Here is a 19322-nt window from a genome sequence, read left to right on the forward strand (position 1 = left end):
AGCTGCTGTTTCGTCCAAAGTCCCATGTGTTCTCCCAACCTTTCGTCTATTCCTATTTTAATAGGTTTTGGAGTTTACACAAAGAATTTTACAGACTCATGTAGAACGATTGATTTTGTTGAAACAGTTGTAAAAAGCTTGGACTTACTAATAAAAACGCATGGTATTGTTGGATTCAAGGAATGTTGGTATGAACATGATTTTCCTCTATCCAGTTTCTTGAAGCTAAAGAACTTCTATATCACGAGTAAAAATTTCAGCGTAATTGAGTATGAGGATAAAGGCTGTCAACTTGCTAAAACGGACATAAATAAGGACATTGAATTGTTATTTCGAGTCATATAAGCTTAATAAAAGAGTAGCTATAAAATAAGCATCACCATTCGATGGTGCTTTTCTTATGTCTATATAAAGCCCATCAGATAGTCGTGGCTACATTATAAGATTCGTGAGGGTAGGAGAATACATTAAAGACCTCAAAGAATAAGCCTGCCTTTAAATGTAGTGCGAGGATAGATTCGTTTGTTGAGGTGCGTCTGAAATGATCCTGTAGGCTCAAATTCAATCTCTGGCTGACTTGGGCATTCCTGATTCGTTTTGACACTGAAGATAGGCTTATGTGTGCTGTAGAGGGCTTCAATAATCTCTTATTCGTGTTAGTGCGTGATGGAACCTTCATGTCTTTTGCAAAGACTAGAAGGTTCATTTTACTCATATCAAGCTGCTTATTAGCTGCGTCTATATTGAACTATCATTACCCGATAGCCTGTACATAAAACGAATTAAACGGGATTACTCATGTTAAAAATGAAAGCAGCTACTATATCCTCAACTTCTTTAATGTTTTCGATATTCTTAGCTTCCTTGTATCCATCATCTAATTGTTTTAGTGTAAATGGTTTATTTACTAAGCTATCAAGTTCCTTATCAATATCCTGTAAGAATGGTGATCCAGCAAGAGTTTGTAAGCGTGTCTTATTCCAATGCTGTTTTAAGTGGGTATTCAAATAATCATGAATAGTTATCATTGTTTTCCTCCAAAATCAAATTTAGTTGAGCATATTCCTTTTCGACAATAAGCGTAAATTCCCTCTATCTACTAAAAACAAAAAATGTGATTATATACAATTGAGAAAGTTAACTCACCATTAGCTTAACGGGTTCTTCAATCGTTTAGCCTAGATCGTCATCGATGATTTTGTGTCTGAATGCAACTGGAAGTTAAGCATCTGGCTGCTGAACCGTCATCTGTAGCTGTGAGGAAGTACGCTACTCCTTCTGGATCATTCATCCTCGATAGACGAAGGCGTAGGCTGCTCAGAAATGGTTCTCCATAAAGCTTGGAGATGTTGTTGATACAAAAGACTCCTTAAACATGATGTAGATGGAAATTACGTATTATTATTTTGCTGCTCAGTTCTCTTCTAGTTTCGTTTGAGAATATTATCAACTTCTTTTTGTCTTGCCATTAGGAGTTTATCATGCAATAAATCTGGTAGTCCTTTAGGAGCGATATTCTTTGCTTCAAAACAAATATCATCAATCTCGTAAAGCGATGAGCTGACTGGCTCGCAATCTTTATAATCGAAGATTGTAATATTCCTTCCTTGTCCATGTAGTGAACTATTAAACCGTATTCCATCCAAGCCCAATGTTTTTATGAATTCGGCAACGTACTGGGTGGGGATATAACTTTTTTTGTCTGAATTTGCTGGTTTTGAAAAGTCATTCATTATTAAGTACATAAGAATTTCCCCCACACTTTGAAGGTCTTTCAAAGATTCATATGAAAAATCTGCTACAGTAATTGGCGAATTCACCCTTATCTCTGCAATGCTAACAACGCTTTTCAGATAAGGTCTCACTTCGACCATAGCTGTATAAGCATCTTCTGCTGTATATAGGTATTTAATAAAGGCAGGATTGGCTCTACCGTCATTTATAAAGTCGTTTTTCAAAGGAATAAAGGATTCTTGCTTATTGTACCCCCAGAATCCAGGATCACGTTTTAAGTTATAATGTTGTAAGAAGAATGCATGTTCTAGGGTGAAGCTAGAGTTTCCAGAGTTATTTTCATCGTTCTTAGCAAGGTCATTGAGATGTCGTACAGCTGATACGTCACCGTCAAATAGTCTTGCTCTGTATAAAACTCGTTCTGATTCAATGATTGTTTTATGATTTTCACTTAGATTTGTAATATAGTCTAAGACTTCATGGCTGATAATGAACCTGTTTTTGTATAACACTTCGTCTTTAAAACTACCCCATAACTCACTTGCATCGTGCAGTGCATCTTTGTTGGTCAGGAAAAACCCCTCCAAATTCAAAATGGTTACTACTGTAGATCGCTGTTCGTTATTGTTGTCGTTAAGGATTGGCTGTTTGGTTTAATATTACAGATAGATTTCCGATAGAAGAAGGCACATTTTCGTTAGCCTAGGAAATAAACTTAACGAGCATTGTACCTTATATGAAATCTGAATTTTATGTAACCGAACTAGGTGCTTGAAGTATAGATTTTAATTGGTTTATTCCTAGCCATGGTCTTTTTCGATGAAGCATTCTATGACAGTTAGAACAAACCAAAGCAATGTCCTCAATTTTGGTTATTGAGTTTCCATTTAACTCACTTACAGGTATTGTGTGATGTGCTTCGATAAAGTCTTCTCCTAAAGCCCCATATGTTTGTCCAAAATCAAAATGGCATACCTGACATATCAGTTTACCTAGCTGTTGCTTCATGTTCTGCTTGGCTAGTTTGACTACTTTTGAACTACGCTCTCTTTGCTTGTGAAGCTTCTCGTACAGGCGACCTTCTGGGAATTCACGCCGCACCTCTGGGGCGTCTTCAGAAAGTTCATCAGCTTTTAGCCTGTTGTCGACAAGTGCAAAGAGATCGTCGATGAAAAGTTCTAGTTTGTCTGGCGATGTTGGAATTGATATTGAGACATTAACATCACCACCAAAGTAGTGTTTGAAGTATGCTATTCTCTCTGGGTTTTTAATATCGTGCTTTTTAGGCGCATATTTCCATAAGAGATTAACACCTATGTGGGATATTGTTTGAGTTTGATGTAGCTCGACAATTGGACTCGACGATTTGACTTTTTGAAAAAGAATAAGGTGATAGTTTCCATCTTTTTTCTCGTGCCAATCAGTAAACAAAAAATAAAGGGCTTCGCCAGTGGATTTTTCAATAAAGAAAGAGTCAATTGCAAATGAGAGGGACGTCCTTTTATGAACAGTTTCAATTTGATCTTGTCTTAGTTTCGTGACTTTATAATTGTGTAGTTTATCTGACTGGCTATTTATCAAACCGACAAGATCAATTACAATATCATACTTCAATTATTTCATCCCATTTCCTCTAGTTTAGGTGTCTAGCAAATAAGCGAATAGGATAGTATAAGTAATCACTCTTGATTTGTAGTATTTGACCAATTTAACAGTCAATTATTATCCTCGATTCTTTATGAGATATACTAGGTCATTATAGCTAAAATGGAAAGATTATCAAAGAGTTTTGGAGGATACTGACAAAAGTAGTCGAAATCAAACATAAGCCAAAAGGTATAAACAGAATGATTAATGGAGGAACAGATCATGCCTATTCCCAAAAATATAAAAGCAAATCATATTATTAGTGCCATTGAATTTATAGACAAACATGGTATTGCTAACCATAGAGAATCAACAAAATATGTGGTGGTATACAATGAAAAACATTATCCACCTAAGTATGCGATTAGCATAGCAAATAGATATGCTAATGGCTCTGAACTAGAGCCTTCTGAATTCAGCGGAGGGGTTGAATCCAATAACTTTCTTAAGCGTTTAGGGTTCATTGTAGTGGAGGATTTCAATAATACAAAGTCAGATTTAAATGATATAGATGCTTTGATTAGGGGTTTTCATAAAACAGTAATTGACGCCTACAACACAGCTAGAAAAGAGTGTGGTTATAATGCATCCCTTTTCATCCAACTTATCAATAGAGATGGAGCTGTAAAGGTAGCACAAGATTTTCTTGCGAAAGACAAGGTTACTACAGGTTTTGATAAGTTATGGGAAAAGGGAAGGTTGGATTTAACTATTGAAGCAAGTGTACTGCTTCCTCAATATGTTGGCTTATTTTCATTAAAAGAACGTAAAACTGCCTATGACCGTTTAAAGCAGTATGAGTATGAAGTTCAAGGTATTGGCTTTAATGAGAATAAGTTAAGGAAAACAATCGAAGCAGACATTAAATCAGATGAAATTGAAAATGAATTAAGAAAAGAAGGAGCTTCAAAAGAATATTACGGAAAGAGATATGAACGTAATTCTCAAAATAGAGAGAGTGCAATACAAATACATGGCGTTGATTGTTACGCGTGTGGATTTAATTTTGAGAAAGTATATGGTGAAAGAGGAAATGATTTTATAGAGGTACATCATGTCAATCCGCTTAGTACGTTTGGTGGCGATGAGGTTGAGATTAATCCTGAGACTGATCTTGTACCTGTATGTGCTAATTGCCATAGGATGATTCATAGAAGACATGATGATGTACTAACGGTGGAACAATTGAAGTCTATGTTACGAAATAACAAGTGTAAACAATAAATTGTTAATTGAGGGTAGGCATATTAATGGTTAAGCTAACAAACATAAAGAATGTCTTTAGGTTGTACAAAAGTGATAGTTCAACTTTCGAATCAACGTTCTATGATCTCATAAGTGGTGACAATGAAACCAAACAAACCAAAGGGCTTGCGTATTTATTTTCTGTTTATCCTGGGTTGATTTCAAGACTGCTGCAAAACAAGTCAATTAGTACACTGCTTAAGAATAAAGTTAATGTAAATTTCAAATCTCTTGAATCATCAGATTTGGTAACAATTGATGCTGAAATGTTATCAAACGGCAAACCTATCATACGAAGAGATATTACAATAACATTCTATAAAGATAATAAGAAGCTACTTCTCCTTGTGATTGAGGCGAAGAGTATTAAGCAAAACGATGTCGGGGATATTACAAGTCAATTGTTAAGTTATTTTGATCCAACTTCTTTCCCAAGTGATGTTAACGTCCCTAAGATAGGTATAACGTTGTCAAAGTATCGTCATATTTTTGACAATGACAAGCATTACTTTGTAAGCCTAACTTGGATGGAAGTAATCGAAATACTTAATGATGTACTTGCTTTAATAAAGGAAGAGAGTATTCTACAAAAAAGACTTATTAGAGAATACCTGAAGTTTTTATTGGAGGTAGATGGTGGAATGAAGTTTTACGAAAAAGAAGTATTATCAGTTCCAGCAGCAGGTACAATACAACAGATTACTCAATATGACATTCATTCTTGTCCTAATTCTTATTCATACAAAACACCGTTGTACATTGCTTTTAGGGAAAAAGGCGGGTACATGGACACACTTTATCAAATTGAGGACATAGTTGTTATTAATCCGAATAATCCATCATATGAAGTTATTATTGATAAAAGTAATTTAGCTGGTAAAGAGAGAGTAAAGAGATATATAGAGGATCGAAGAGCAAACTTCGGATTCGAAAGGGACATTGAATACAGATTTTATGTATTATCCAAAAAGAAGAATATACGGTTGGTTCATAGACCAAGAATTAGCGGACTTTCAGGACATTGTTACTTTTCATTGTCAGAGTTATTGAATGGTCACGTAGATGTAGTTGTTGAATCTAAAGAATAGCTTCAATATAAAAATCAGCCATCCCTCATATTGAGTGGATGGCTTCTTACTGCATTCAGTCGCTTGAACGGTGGTTACAATTGCCGTTTACGTTAAAGATCATGACAAAACGTCAGTCAAGGTTTTTAAGAGATTTATCGTTAATATAGGTTATTCAGACGCTTCCATAAAACTTATGTTTCATCGAAGGTGGTCAGAGGAAGCGGCAACATCCTCATTTGATGGCGAATATTCTTTAAGTGCATTGATAATATGGATGTATTCAGTCGGAGTGAACTCTTCGTTATGTTCTAGGTATAAATCTTCACCGTTTGCATTTACGTAAGTTAGATAAGCTTCTTCATAGGGAACATTGTAGAGTCAGAGTGCTTAATGTCCCTAAATGAATAAGAACTGAAACCAATTTTGTTACGAACTGACTTAGTATTTGAAAAGTAGAATTGTAGTCCATCATATGCATATACGATTGCAATTTTATCAGAATGTCCAAAAGTGATGACTGCAAGTAAATCAATAAATGACAGTAAGTCAACCTGAGAAAGAATTTCTTCAATACTTTCTCTATCTACATATTTATGTTTCACTACATCTAATACTGAAGGTAACTTCTTTTCTTCAATCATAAAATCTTGAACATGAGCTTGATATACCTGAGTGTTTTTATAACATTCAATGTTCTCTGAGCCTATGTATTTTTCTACAAATTCTTCGGTGTATGGTTCAGTCAAGGTATCTCCTGTTCTTAAGTAAATTTCTTCGTCCATGAGCAATACTGGCATAGGGTCTATCGTAAGTCTGAGGACTGCAATCGCTCCAATACATATTTCTGTAAGTTGTGTAAATTCATTATGGAATGTTGATTTGTCTTTGTGCTGGTTAATTGCATGATTACGTGAAACATAGAAAGTATTGAATCCTAACTTGTGAACAATCTTGTTAAGGCGCTCTTTTGCACTTTGAAGATCTATGAAGTAACTAACCATTTGCTTTCTCATATCTGCAAAGACGTTCCCATTTGTGTTCAAGAATTTTATCATCTGGTTAAACATTGGGAATGTACTTTGAGACTTCCACTTCTTCAACTCTTCCTCACGTTTCTCTGATTCCAATTCCATTAGATAGACCATTGATGTTGATATTTCTATAGATTGTCTTAATGAGTAGTAGGCACAATCAAAGTAGCCCATCTCATAAACAGATATTGCATTAACGATCAATTGGACAGATTCATGGATAAAAGTATTGGCGATTTGGGCATCGACTCGTCCTGTCCAACTACCTTCAATGTTTGATAGGTCACGATAATATTGCTCTTTTCCTGATAATTGGTATGGAATGAGATTTTGCTTTTCTCTATGTTCGATAAATAAGTGCATAAATTCACTCCCGCTCACTCTAACTTCTTCTACAGTTATCTTTGATGGTCATAACAATAAATGCGTCCATTAAAGCGCTTTTGGTTCGACGATGTTGAAGGCGAGTATAAATCCGCAGTCAACTGCTAATTCAATTGCTAATTCCTCAAAGGTCTGTTGTATCTTACGTCGTCTTGCCATTGTTGATAGTCTCCTAATCTGTTGAAATATGGTAGTATGTTATATAGGTCATTATAACTGGAATGAAAGGTTTAGAAAACCAACACAACTGAAAGAAATGGAGTAATATATGAGTTTCGTTGAGAAATGGCTTCAGATCATCAGAAATTGTAGCTTTGACAATACATATAAAGCTTCATGGGCAAAGGCTATTACAGAGTTAGCAGTAGAGTTCAAAGATGATGGCTCTACTGAACGAGTTGAGATTAGCTTGAAAAGTATCGCTGAGAAGGTACTTCGCTTTTACTTTGAACAAACGATATTCTTCAATCTTCAACAAAGTTCAAACCCTAATAAACCGCCTGTCATACTATCAATCGTACAGAATTTGATTAAGTATTATCAGCAAAAGACAGGTTCGCAGAAGCCAGTGAAATGGTACAAGTCTAATATCGAGAATATTTGTCCCTTGGAACTTAAAAAAGCTATAAGAGATACGGTTAGAGCATTGAAGACAGATGTAAGCTATCGCTTTATACGAATTGAAGGTAAAGATGTAGAGGGTATCTACGAATACGAACAAAAAGAAGATAGTTTGTTTATGAGTAAGGACAATCTAATTGCATTGAAGGAGAACTCGTTGATAGTATTCGATGCTATAAACTATCGTTGGGTTCAGATGCTAGAGCAGTTCAATCACTCGCCAAGGTTATCCAAGAAAGTTCGCATTATTGATGATGAACAAATAAGGCGTAAGCCGTTAGGTAAGTTTTCAACATACCTAGATTCCGAAAACCCTGACCATCTTTGCTTCTTATGTAGAGAGAAGATTGAGTATGAAACACCTGCTGTCGATCATGTCATTCCATGGTCGTATCTATATGCAGATGACATATGGAATTTGGTGTATGCTCATCAAACCTGTAATAGTAGCAAGTCAAATGTTATTCCAAGTGAAGAGCTTATCGCCAAGTTAGAAGCCAGAAATGTGCAATTGTTAGAACAACTACGTAGTAAAAGCATCAGGGACAAGCATTATGCAGAACTTGAAATGGCTATCGATAATAACTTGGTTAGGAAGTTTTGGATTTCATGTCAGGGGTGAGTTGTAAGTTGAATGTGAACAATGTCTATTTTGAGCAGCTTGATAAACTGTTAAAGGATGATGTAAAGACCATCACTTGTTCTGAAATGAGTGACCTTTATTTTAGCTTTGGTAGAAATCTGAAAAATCTCACTGGTATCTCAGCAAATTACACTTGGTTGTCAGAGTTCTTAATTTTTAGATACGTGTACCACTATTTATGCTTCAATGAAGGAGCTATTCTTGATGAAAACTCTAGAGTTCAGTTTCAAAACAATAGGGATGGTTTGACTCTGATACCCAATAAAACTGTTACTGTAAATGGGAATACACAAGTACCAGATGTGGTTGTGATGAAGAATGATTCGATTCTTCGACTTATCTCAGTGAAGACGACAATGCTGAAAGTAGAAGAGGATTTTGAGCGGATAAGTAATATTAGGGCTGGAGTACATTCGAACTTCAGGTCAGTCACAGTTACATTTGACGAAATGAGGAATAGCACAAAGCTAAAGATGCAAGAAGTTGAGTTAGATTATGAATGGCATAAGTATATAAGCTTGAAGAATGAGAAGCATACCTTTTATTCTGTTCTAACTGAGAAGCTTAAACTGAAAGAGGTGCTACTACAATGATTACATATAACAAGCTTGTGCGAGATAAGATACCTCAGATTATTGAAGCTAATGGTAAGAAGTGCGAAGTGAAAGTTCTGTCACAAGACGAATACCTACAAATGCTTAAAGTAAAGCTACAGGAAGAACTTGATGAATTCCAGAGTGCTGAAGAGAATAAGCAATTAGACGAATTAGCAGATTTAGTCGAAGTAGTATATGGGATTATTGCAAGTAAAGGCGTAGATATAGAAGCCTTTGAAAGAATACGACTTAAAAAGAAAGAAGAACGTGGTGGATTTGAGGACAAGCTTTTACTAATAAGTGTTGAATAGGACTAGCAATGTAAGTGAGATGCTAAAAAATTACTAAATCTAATAAAAGAATAGATTAAATAACCGATAGCGTGATTAATAGTTATATTGTAGTGTGAGTATTACTAATGTAAATGTAGTTGAATAGGAGTGAGTTTGATGGATGTTTCTGAAATAATATCTTCCTCAATTTTTGATTACCAAGTAAATACTCCTATTACAATTTATGAAGGCGAAATGTTACTTACATCTGAACATGAAAAATCCATTTTAATTAACGGGAAAATAGAACTTAATTGGTTACCAGTACCGCAGCTATATTTTGAGGGGTATGTTATTAAAGGCTTATCTGATTATTTTCATTTAAAATTTGTAAACTATAACTTAAGTACAAATAGTGGCTTCTCGTCAGGCATAATGATTACAAGTGTTACTCATGCTTCTGACACGAGTAATAAAATTGAAGGAATATGTAAAAATGAAATATCAAAAGGGTCGAATGAATTAACTAAATTAGAATTTGGAATTGTAAATTTCATAAATATGCATGGAGATTTTATCAAAAAAGGAGCTTTAAATTACACAGGCAGAACAGAACTACTATATAAGGATTGGAAGATAACGATCATAAAACGCTACGACTGTAAAAGCTATTATGAACAATTAAATAAAAAAGGTGGATACGGTGTTACGCATATCGGAGTATTAGAAAAATTGAATAAAAGTAGCTTTAATTATAGTGATGTAATAGATTTACTAGAAAATGTTAGCTGGGTATTATCATTTTGTGCAGGTAGATCAGTAGGTATTAGTGTGCTAAATGGATTTAATGGCGAACATTTGGTACGGACTATTTATCAGCTTCCAATTATTACAGATTGGAAAAAGCAAACTACTTGGTTGGCTCATCCCGTAACGGATGTTGGAATTAATGACTTGTTTATTAATTTCAATCAGCTATTGAATAACCCATTATGGACAAAGACGATAAAAATAATTTTACTATGGTATTTTGATTGTTATGTAAGTACGTATACGGAAAATAAGATTGTTACAACTCAGATGGCTTTAGAAATGCTTGCTTGGACCTATTTAGTAGAAGATCAGGCAATCCTCACAAAACAGGAATTTAAGGCAAGAGATATGACTGCCTATAAGCGAATAAAAAAATTATTAGAAACTCAATCAATTAAATTTGATATTCCAGATGTACACTCTTTAACGACTTATAAGAATAAATGTGATGATGGTATTCATCTGTTAACAAGGGTTAGGAATAGTATTGCTCATCCTGTTAAAGAGACTGATATAGCATCAATGAACTCAACCATTAAATACGGAGTTTTATGTATGGGGACACAATTCCTTGAATTATCTATACTACATATACTGAAATACAAAAGTGAAATTCATAATCGATTAAGTCCAAGTAAATGGTTAGGAGAAACTAATCAATTAGTACCTTGGGTTATCGTTGAGAATAAAGATGTGAAACCAGATTTAGATGAATAGAGAATGTTTGCTGCCTTCAACAAACCGCGGCGTGTTACATATGCCGTTGCTTTTTAAACTTAAAGTATCATCTCTGAAGTTAAAGCTTTTACTCACTCTTCCTATTTTATTAGTATATGAAGTAAGTGGATGTTAATAAATCAAATAAATAACCGTATTCCTGATATGTTTACTATGCTCTATTGATCTTTACTGAAAAATTTGCTGATGACGATCTCTTAACGTGATTACAGAGTTAAACATTGCAATTGTATTGAGTTAATCATTCGAACAAATGAAGCTGTATTTATAGGGGGAAAGACAATGGATGCAAAGAGTGTGATTAATGAAATAAATGAGCTTATAGAAAGTGGTCTTGGATTAGATCCAATAGAGACATTTCCAAATGGTCCGAAAAAGGGGAAAGAAGATTTTTACTATCAACATTACATTTTAAATCATGCACCATGGAATTTGAAAAATCTGATGATGCGTATCAGATGTTATAACATTCCGACAGAAGCATGTACACAAACTAGGGTGGAATTTGGATTTAGTCAAAGAGATGCTAAATTGTCAGATCCACAAAAAAATGCATTGAGGAAAATGATGCGAGCGTATGCTGAACTTCATGGATATGAAGTAAAAGACAATGAAAACTTTAAGATACATCGTGAGATCAATAACAATAAATTCTTAGCAATCGAAGAAACAATTAAGCGATTAACTGGACTTTTTAAAGATATGGACAAAATTCTTCAAACTTTATTGTAAGAGGGTAGCAAGTAAATCTAAGATTAGGTCTACGCGACCATGCAACTCTTATTTGTAGCTAAAATAACCGCATAGAACATGCGGTTATTCTTTTAGCCATAGGATCATTATTTTTACGTAGATAAAATCCGACTTTTATCTAATGCGTGATCTGAGAGCGCTGAAGGTTGTTTAGTGCTCTCAGACCTCCAACCTAGGCTAAATTGATTAGTTAGAAGCATCATATTCCAGAAGTGAAATCTGTTGCTATGAGATATACCTACATAAATGACTTTGATATATTTATTCAAGGTTTATCTTTTTTCTAATGAAGCTTACTATTTCTGTTCCAATCAGTTTTTTCTTTACACCGTCTAATCTTACATGTAATTCATTACCATTCACAAAATAAATCGCTGATTTATCAGGTGAAATAGGAGTAATTACTTCAATAATATAAAGGTCATCTATTATTTTTCTATCTCTATCGTATACAGGATGGTAGTTTATTTCAAAATGGTCTGGTGAGATTGCAGGATTTATTAAAAATAGTCTATCGTAGATAACTATTTTGATTTCATCCTTATCTTTGGAAGTTGCTACAACGCCTTTTACAACTTTCTCATTGGTAATTCCATAAAGCACTCTTCCTCCTCTTCCATTAAGAAACGAAGAAGCATACTCAGAAATAGTATTTTTCACGCTGTTTTTAGGGTTACCTTTTATCTCCTTAAACTCATAACAATAGTCTTCCTCGAAACGAACTACCTCATTAATAGTATATGTAAAGTAATTTTCTACTTCTTTATGTACTTCACTGTTAATAGAAATAATTCCTCCAGCTATCATATACGCTTCATTTACTTCTTCAATCAACTTATCATCAAGATGTGCTATCTTATCCATAAGTCTTGTTTTATCAATTGTTCTCAATTGATCTAGTTGAACGAATGAATCTTTTGGTAAGCCAGTTCTTTCAGCACGTAGTTCAACATGGGTTGGAAGTTTGGCTTTTCGTGTTTTGGTTGTAATTGGTGCAATAATAACGGTAGGAGAGAAGCGATTTCCAATATCATTCTGTACAATTAGTACAGGTCTTACCCCTCCTTGTTCAGAACCGACTGTTGGAGAAAGATCAGCAAAAAATAGATCCATTCGTTTAATAATCATATAAAATCCCCTCTATTATTACTTGAAAAAATTGTTTATTTAAGACATTAAGGATAGTTCGGCATTAATTGAAGATTTCCTCTTTATGGATAGGAATGTTTTCACAAATTCAAGTATTTATGTAAGGTATGCTCTGAGAGCGCTGGAGGTTGTTCAGCGCTCTCTTTTATATTACAAGGGAATTAGTATTCAAGAAGATGCTCTCCGTTCAGAATATAATTCTGTTGGTTATAAAGCAAGGAGGGAGGGTGATTGAAATTCATATACAGGACTTTTTCTATGTACTTTTGATAAACCAATGTGATTTATCTTCATTGGGTTTACAAAAACCACCAGTCATTTCAATAACACGACCAGCCGCTAGTAACTTTTGATTGTTATTAAGCCATGAAAAGTTTTCTGGATAGTCATACTCAACTTCTTGAATAAAGCCTAAGAAAAATTTACAAATAGTATCATTCTTTATATAGTCTACAACTTTGGATACGTCAGCATAAAACAGTTTATCATTTGTAGAGTCCAAATATTTGAATTCAAAAATGGCGATAGGAACTTCTAGTTCTTCCTGCTTCACTAAAATCGCCATATCGACATACTTACCTTGATAATAATATTCTGGGTAGATAAACATTTTAAAATAATCTAGTGTGGAGTCTCCAAGTTCTCTTCTCATATGGTAATAAAAACAGTCCTGAAGAGAAGCTTCTCTGTACAAACGACCAAGAATATAATCATTAGATATATTATTTAGCCAAACGGTTTTTGCAGTTTTCTCTACTAATTTTGATAACTTATTGAGGATCTCCATCTTCATACTTTATATCCTCTATTCTTTAAGTACTTGTTACTTTGTTTCTTATACATGACTAACGTTGATGTGCATAGCAATAAATCCTGTCATTAAATCGTTTTATCTTTGATGTAGCGTTTAGTAAGTATAGGTCACTATAACTAACTGACAGCTACCTATTTCTTCTCTAAATGGCAACTACAGCAAGTGTAGTGATTCCACGTATTTCCTCCAATACGTTTTTTGGGCAATTATCAATGAAATATTTGTAGCAGTCGGGGTTGTAAAGAATGACATGAACATGACTATATTCAAACGACAAATGATTAGGCAACCGCCATTCCCTTTCGTGAGTCCAATCGGTTAAATTGTTGTCATTAGATAAGCTAAAATCTACAATGCGCCAATGTTCATTTGGAGAAAGGTATTTTCTTGCAGTGGTACTGTCATCATAAATGACTGGTCTGCCATTTTTTTTATAAATGAACTGTTTCATAAAAGCCAAGCCTACTCCACAATATCTTAATTTTTCGGTTGGATTATTTTTTCTTCTTTCTTCTTCATGACGAATGTTTTGTATAAGTCCTGTTAGTGGAGCGTCTTGAAAGCAAACAGCAGGAGTTGAACCAGTAATATAACCTGTACTGGTAGTGCTACCATTAAGTTTCTTGTCCTGCAAGATTTTTAGCAAAGTATCAACTGCTTTAATATTAATTTGCGAAAAGGTTTGGTTTGTTAAGTCTTCGCTATGATTGGGTTTTGTTAAATGTGTACACATTCTAGACAAGTCGCTTCTTGAATTGAACCTTTCTCTCCATTGTTTTATTGTATATGCCATTTTACACATCTCCTTATGAATAATTAGTCCTATTAAGTTCGACTTACCAATATCTAACACCTTCTTGATAACGAATGTTTTTGAGAAGAATCGTACCGATCACTAATTCTTCCGTATAATTGCCTAAAAGTAGTATCAAAAGCCATCTCATTATCAAAGAAACATTAGACTGGACAAAGACCCTTTTTGAGAGTACAGTCTGGTCTGTTCTTATGAAATAGGAGGGATTTTTTATGGCTCGAATCGGCTATGGAAGAGTAAGTACACTTGACCAATCTTTAGATTTACAAACAGACGCTTTGATACAAGCAGGATGTATAAAGATTTTTGAGGAAAAAGTATCGGGTAAAAATGATGATCGAATAGAATTGGCAAAAGCTATTGAATATCTTCGGGAAGGCGATGCTTTAGTGGTATACAAGCTGGATCGTCTTGCAAGATCAACCAAGAAGCTTATTGAAATAAGCGAGCTGCTGGATCAAAGAGGTATTGAGCTGATTAGCATACGTGATAACATTGACACAACAAACGCCGTAGGACGTGCTATGTTTAAAATGATCGCTGTCATTGCGGAATTGGAACGCGATATAATTAGCGAGCGTACAATGGCAGGATTAGCCGCAGCTAGAGCGAGAGGGCGTAAAGGTGGAAGACCTAAAACTGACGAGAAGAAAGTTAATCAAGCCATCAAACTATACGACAGCAAGCAATACAGCTTGAACGAGATAACCGAACTAACAGGTGTATCCAAACCCACTTTATACAGAGAGCTATCAAAAAGAACGGAATCGAAGAAGTCTTCTTAAAGAAGGCTTTTTTGTTTTATGTATAAGGGGTGGGGGATCAATATTACTTTTTTAAGCTTTTCTCAATACTCAGACCCCATAGGCACTCCGTCTCAGCGACCTTATATATTGGAGGAACATAAATGGACGAATATTTTCATTTTATTGTAGAGAATCTTGATGTTCAGGACATTCAATTTTTGAGAATGTTATCAAATGATGGGGCGAATGCAAAGTATAAAGCATTGCTAAGTGCTAAAGCATTTGAGAAAAGTGGCTTATCCGAAGCAAAATATAGGAATGTGATTATACGTCTTGGAGCTGTACGCTTTATAGAGGTTAATACCACATCTAAGGAACATTCTTTATTCATTAATGGCTATGGTAAGAAGGCATTGGCGATAATTTTTGATAAACAATGATTAAACTCACATATTTGAAGTTTTAACATTCATCAATATATCAGTATTGGAAGCCTTTCATGTGAAGGCTTCTTTTTTAGGGAGCGAATGAAAAGGATAAAAATACTTTTTTGTTTTAATAAATGACCAGAACCCTAGTGACAGGAAATTCGTATAGGTTTTTTCATGGAAAATGAAGGGAAATGAGAAAGGGTGTCGAAAAAACCAAGATAAAGATATATGAACCGAAAAGTTTTATATCGGTTCAATATAATAAACAAGATGGAGTGGGTAAAATGACAAAAAATGAATTAGGAGAAATTCTGAAGCAAATGTATGATAAAGCACCTCAAGGTTATCAGGTAGCAAATATTCATTATTTTGGAGTGAAGTATGCTGAAGTTATAAATCGATATAATTATAATGTGAAAGATATTATTGGTTTATCAGGTCTAAATCCTTCATATGCCACAGAAGTAAGTAAAGGAATAAAGCTATCTAAATACGTAATGCCGAGGTCGTAGATATAGCGAAAGCTTAAGAAATGGTGATAAGAATGATGATTTATGAGTATTATAGTTTGTTAATAGGTGAGTGGGTGTGGTTGCTGGTGGAATTACAGCAGAACTTAAGTATGTTTAATTGAGGGGAATAGCTGCATTTCTAATGAGGAATCAAAAAACGTTAAGAGGGGTTCTCTTAACGTTTTTCATTCTGCAAATGCTCAAATTCAATTTCAACTAGACGTACAAGTTCAGAAGGTTTCATATTCAAGCCTTTAGATATATCAAATAAACTAGTCAGTGTGGGTTGATATTTACCGTTTTCAAGCATTGAAATGTAACTGCGTTCAAGCTTACTATCAAATGATAATTGTTCTTGTGTAATGTCTTTCTTAATTCTAAGGCTTTTAACGACTTTTCCAAAAACAGATTCAAGTTGCAAGGAAGGACTCCTTTTAGAATCATTATCTGAGAAATCGTCCGATTACCTTGTCTAGTATACTACTCAAAATGGTACACAATTACAATTTAGTGTGATAGAATTTTATAGTTACTATTTAGTTGCTTTAAATGGAAGCTACATTCAAAAAACAAAAAGTGGGTGTTCTTTATGAAGTCAGTCATGAAATTCATAAAAGAAGTAGAGGGTAAACTCCAGATTTATTGCGATGAATGTGGAATGGTAAAGGAAGTTCCAAGTACCCAATGTGCTAAAAGTCAGTTCTCACCTTACATAAACTGTATTTGTGGCAACGAAGGTAAGTTGTTGAGTGGAAGGCAAAAGAAAAAAGAGAGTATTCTTAATGCAATAATAACCTTAGTAATAGGAGTAGGTATAACTATATGGTTATTTACATTGTCAAGTTTAATAGGTTGGATTTCTTTGGTATTTTTCTTACTCATTACTTTAGGTTTTCTTGCTGGACAAGATGATACAGAAGCACATAAAAAAGGGAAGATACTAGATACTTTTAATTCTCATAAATCTAAACTAGTGAACTCAAATGCATACTATATCTCTTGTGATATGAAATCTGCATTGTGCATTGACAGTGTGGAAAACAAAATATGTGTAATGTCTTCGGAACTTAACATAGGAAAGGTTTATTCATCAAATGATATACTTGAAGTGGAAATTGTTGAGGATGGGAAATCAGTTATTAATACTTCTAGAGGGAGTCAAGTTGGTGGTGCATTAATTGGGGCTGTTTTAGCTGGCGGTGTAGGAGCAATCGTTGGTGGATTGTCTGGTAAGAAAATACAATCTGATACAGTTAATCGAATTGATATGAAATTGTTGTTAAATGATATTGAGAACCCAGTGATTATGATTAACTTTATGAATGACTTCAATTTCGCCACTAAAACCAAAAATAAAGAGGGAGAGAGAAAGGATAGTAGAAAATACAAAGAAGCTATTGAACTAGTAACACATTGGCATGGATTGGTAAGTGTATTAATAAAACGAGCAGATGATGGAGACAACGCTTCAAACCAAAAAAACTACATTACAAATTTCTCTATAGCTGATGAATTAACAAAACTAGTTGAACTACATAAAAATGGTATCCTTACTCAGGAAGAATTTGAACTGCAAAAGAATAAAGTGCTTTCGTAATAAATGAATAAAAAGTAAAACAGCCTTTGGGTACTTCACAAAGGCTGTTTCTATTAGCAGTGTCTCCGCATTAATGTAATAAAACATTTCCTTTTTAGCTATAAATTTCTGTCTAAAAATGTTTCTCTAACCATCGTTGTATCCAATGATAACGCCAGTGATGGTCTTCGGAATATATGGTAAGTATTTTGTGACATGAACCAAATGCCTTATGCGCTAGTTGTTCTCCATCGTCTAACGTGGCTTCAAATTTCATGAAGTACCTTATCCTTCAATATAATTAACTGGCTTTTAAAGTGTATTTATTGTACAGTTTTTTTAGATAAGCGTGTAGTTACTACAGTTTGAAGTATTTACCCTACGTATATATTTTAGTTTTCCCCGAGAAGCCTTATTTTATATGGATAACTGCCAATCGTTCAACTTTCATTATATAATTCAATTGCTGCAGGAACGACTCACAAAGTAAACATCGAACTCATTCTTCAGCTCATCCGCGAGTGCGGCAAAATTCCTGCCCAGCGGGATACGAAATATAATATCCGATAAAGCTGATCTTGATTTTATTATGCAAAACTAGCTTGTTTTGGTCATATATAGTAATGGATTATATGCGTTTGTCGATCGTTCTCCTCTTAGCAGGCAAGAACGCTCGGCAGACGTTTTTTTGTATGCCCGGATTCCCTTACATTCCAATGTCTTCATCGTATATCCCCGTGTGCGGCACCATATACTGATAAGGAAGGAAAGGGGTGAGCTTATGGAGCTATTTACGGTATCATTGCCTACAAGCCTCCAAAAGTCGGTTAATAAACTCGCGAATTTGTTGACGGAACAAGCGCTCGTCGATTTACATATTGGCTCAAATGCTGAGCAACCAGCCGTAATCGAATTTTTGCAGGTATCCGGTCAGGATATCCGGTGTCAGGCATTATTGCCGCATTTTCAACTGGAAGCGCATGGTCCAGCCGTGTATAAGTCAGCGGCGGCGGCGATTGCCGAATTCGTGGTCAGCGAATTGGAGCCGGGCATGCTGTCTATCATTATCCGCAGAAAATATCGGAATAATCATTCGACCGATGCGGCCGCTATTGAACGATATTGTCATGACTTGCTGCATGGGAAAGAGTGGGATGGCCTAGGCACAAGGTTTCTGGACGCAGACCGGTTAAGGCGCAAAAGCAAGGTGGCCGCTGAGGTCGAGCAGTTTTTACAGAAAAATACGCAGCTTAACGTGACAGGATTTACGACTTTCAGGCTGGAGCCTTATCGAAAGGAATTAGCCGAGGTCGTTGAATATGCTTTGGATGAATATGTACTCGATAAACAATACCAGGAGTTTATTTCCCTGTTAAAATATTTTGTTTTTCTCCAGGATACGAAGCTGCCGATGGTCCATTTGCTGCATAAGGGCGGGCATGATTTCATGCTCTATAATGACAGCTTTCAGCAGCTTGACCCGAATCCGCCAACGGATCGCATCGTAGCGGAAATGCTTGAAACGGAAATGAATATCGAGGATATGGTCATTAGCTCGTTGATTTCGGTATCGCCAAAGCATATCACGATTCATACAAGGCAGCCTGATATGCAGGTCATTCGAACGATTGAAACGATTTTTGATCAGCGGGTAACGGTTTGCGTGCAATGCGCATCGTGCAGCAGCAGCCTGGATGAGCTCATACAGCCTTAGAAAATGGAAAACAGCCGAA

20 protein-coding genes and 1 pseudogene are annotated in these 19322 nt (G+C 35.1%); 12 read left to right on the forward strand and 9 right to left on the reverse strand.

All coding sequences use genetic code 11. The features are described 5' to 3' along the window. Window positions 1–782: 782 nt before the first annotated feature. From ASG81_RS12355 to ASG81_RS32735, 3 genes are all read right to left on the reverse strand, one after another. Window positions 783–1028, reverse strand: coding sequence for a hypothetical protein (locus ASG81_RS12355; protein WP_056634151.1), 246 nt, complete (start codon window positions 1026–1028; stop codon window positions 783–785). Between the two features lie 396 nt (window positions 1029–1424). Further along, window positions 1425–2327: an RES family NAD+ phosphorylase gene (locus ASG81_RS12360; protein ID WP_056634158.1), complete on the reverse strand. Its 903-nt coding sequence runs from the start codon at window positions 2325–2327 to the stop codon at window positions 1425–1427. 157 nt (window positions 2328–2484) lie between these two features. Continuing rightward, entirely contained in the window at window positions 2485–3348 is an 864-nt protein-coding gene (locus ASG81_RS32735; RefSeq protein WP_056634161.1) for an HNH endonuclease, read from the reverse strand. Window positions 3349–3603: 255 nt separating this feature from the next. On the opposite strand from ASG81_RS32735, the gene ASG81_RS12370 reads away from it, so the two are divergent. Beyond that, window positions 3604–4605 carry an HNH endonuclease gene (locus tag ASG81_RS12370; RefSeq protein ID WP_056634166.1) on the forward strand — a complete coding sequence of 334 codons (1002 nt, stop codon included), beginning with the start codon at window positions 3604–3606 and terminating at the stop codon, window positions 4603–4605. Between the two features lie 26 nt (window positions 4606–4631). Beyond that, window positions 4632–5714, forward strand: coding sequence for a hypothetical protein (locus ASG81_RS12375; protein WP_056634169.1), 1083 nt, complete (start codon window positions 4632–4634; stop codon window positions 5712–5714). Between the two features lie 326 nt (window positions 5715–6040). Here ASG81_RS12375 and ASG81_RS12380 read toward each other — a convergent pair whose 3' ends face one another. Beyond that, window positions 6041–7108, reverse strand: coding sequence for a hypothetical protein (locus ASG81_RS12380; protein WP_235548846.1), 1068 nt, complete (start codon window positions 7106–7108; stop codon window positions 6041–6043). Window positions 7109–7379: 271 nt separating this feature from the next. Between ASG81_RS12380 and ASG81_RS12385 the strand changes: the two genes are divergently transcribed. The 5 genes from ASG81_RS12385 to ASG81_RS12405 all read left to right on the forward strand — a co-directional run bounded on the left by ASG81_RS12385 (window position 7380) and on the right by ASG81_RS12405 (window position 11526). Beyond that, window positions 7380–8354, forward strand: a complete 975-nt coding sequence (locus tag ASG81_RS12385) for an HNH endonuclease (protein WP_056634175.1) — start codon at window positions 7380–7382, stop codon at window positions 8352–8354. A gap of 8 nt (window positions 8355–8362) precedes the next feature. Beyond that, complete coding sequence (locus tag ASG81_RS12390) at window positions 8363–8968, forward strand: hypothetical protein (protein ID WP_155971472.1); 606 nt, start codon at window positions 8363–8365, stop codon at window positions 8966–8968. After that, window positions 8965–9282: a nucleoside triphosphate pyrophosphohydrolase gene (locus tag ASG81_RS12395; protein ID WP_056634181.1), complete on the forward strand. Its 318-nt coding sequence runs from the start codon at window positions 8965–8967 to the stop codon at window positions 9280–9282. The genes ASG81_RS12390 and ASG81_RS12395 overlap by 4 nt, the downstream gene beginning before the upstream one ends. A 138-nt stretch (window positions 9283–9420) precedes the next feature. Next, window positions 9421–10773: a hypothetical protein gene (locus tag ASG81_RS12400; RefSeq protein WP_056634184.1), complete on the forward strand. Its 1353-nt coding sequence runs from the start codon at window positions 9421–9423 to the stop codon at window positions 10771–10773. A 303-nt stretch (window positions 10774–11076) separates the two neighbouring features. Further along, entirely contained in the window at window positions 11077–11526 is a 450-nt protein-coding gene (locus ASG81_RS12405) for a hypothetical protein (protein WP_056634187.1), read from the forward strand. A 282-nt stretch (window positions 11527–11808) separates the two neighbouring features. On the opposite strand, the gene ASG81_RS32740 is transcribed toward ASG81_RS12405, so the two are convergent. The 4 genes and pseudogenes from ASG81_RS32740 to ASG81_RS12420 all read right to left on the reverse strand — a co-directional run bounded on the left by ASG81_RS32740 (window position 11809) and on the right by ASG81_RS12420 (window position 14303). Beyond that, on the reverse strand, window positions 11809–12354 hold the full coding sequence (locus tag ASG81_RS32740) for an ATP-binding protein (RefSeq protein WP_235548850.1): 546 nt from the start codon (window positions 12352–12354) through the stop codon (window positions 11809–11811). Further along, a pseudogene (locus ASG81_RS32745) lies at window positions 12334–12675 on the reverse strand (type II toxin-antitoxin system PemK/MazF family toxin); the annotation flags it as partial. The gene ASG81_RS32740 and the pseudogene ASG81_RS32745, both read right to left, overlap by 21 nt. Window positions 12676–12952: 277 nt before the next feature. After that, window positions 12953–13489 (reverse strand): hypothetical protein, encoded by a 537-nt coding sequence (locus ASG81_RS12415; RefSeq protein WP_056634190.1) that lies wholly within the window; start codon window positions 13487–13489, stop codon window positions 12953–12955. A 163-nt stretch (window positions 13490–13652) separates the two neighbouring features. Further along, entirely contained in the window at window positions 13653–14303 is a 651-nt protein-coding gene (locus tag ASG81_RS12420) for a hypothetical protein (RefSeq protein WP_056634193.1), read from the reverse strand. A gap of 233 nt (window positions 14304–14536) precedes the next feature. Here ASG81_RS12420 and ASG81_RS12425 point away from each other — a divergent pair, with 233 nt between their 5' ends. The 3 genes from ASG81_RS12425 (at window position 14537) to ASG81_RS12435 (ending at window position 16013) form a co-directional block, all read left to right on the forward strand. Further along, the gene (locus ASG81_RS12425) at window positions 14537–15109 is read left to right on the forward strand and encodes a recombinase family protein (protein ID WP_056634197.1); all 573 of its coding nucleotides are present in this window, start codon (window positions 14537–14539) and stop codon (window positions 15107–15109) included. 122 nt (window positions 15110–15231) lie between these two features. Then, window positions 15232–15510 (forward strand): hypothetical protein, encoded by a 279-nt coding sequence (locus ASG81_RS12430; RefSeq protein WP_056634200.1) that lies wholly within the window; start codon window positions 15232–15234, stop codon window positions 15508–15510. 182 nt (window positions 15511–15692) lie between these two features. Further along, complete coding sequence (locus ASG81_RS12435; RefSeq protein ID WP_235548847.1) at window positions 15693–16013, forward strand: HTH-like domain-containing protein; 321 nt, start codon at window positions 15693–15695, stop codon at window positions 16011–16013. 175 nt (window positions 16014–16188) lie between these two features. Here ASG81_RS12435 and ASG81_RS12440 read toward each other — a convergent pair whose 3' ends face one another. Continuing rightward, window positions 16189–16434 carry a helix-turn-helix domain-containing protein gene (locus ASG81_RS12440; protein WP_056634202.1) on the reverse strand — a complete coding sequence of 82 codons (246 nt, stop codon included), beginning with the start codon at window positions 16432–16434 and terminating at the stop codon, window positions 16189–16191. A 168-nt stretch (window positions 16435–16602) separates the two neighbouring features. On the opposite strand from ASG81_RS12440, the gene ASG81_RS12445 reads away from it, so the two are divergent. Together ASG81_RS12445 and ASG81_RS12450 are read left to right on the forward strand one after the other, a co-directional pair. Then, entirely contained in the window at window positions 16603–17610 is a 1008-nt protein-coding gene (locus ASG81_RS12445) for an SHOCT domain-containing protein (RefSeq protein WP_056634205.1), read from the forward strand. 760 nt (window positions 17611–18370) lie between these two features. Beyond that, window positions 18371–19303 (forward strand): putative sporulation protein YtxC, encoded by a 933-nt coding sequence (locus ASG81_RS12450; RefSeq protein WP_056634207.1) that lies wholly within the window; start codon window positions 18371–18373, stop codon window positions 19301–19303. Window positions 19304–19322: the final 19 nt, after the last annotated feature.

It is taken from the genome of Paenibacillus sp. Soil522 (assembly GCF_001428245.1).
Classification (GTDB): Bacteria; Bacillota; Bacilli; order Paenibacillales; family Paenibacillaceae; genus Pristimantibacillus.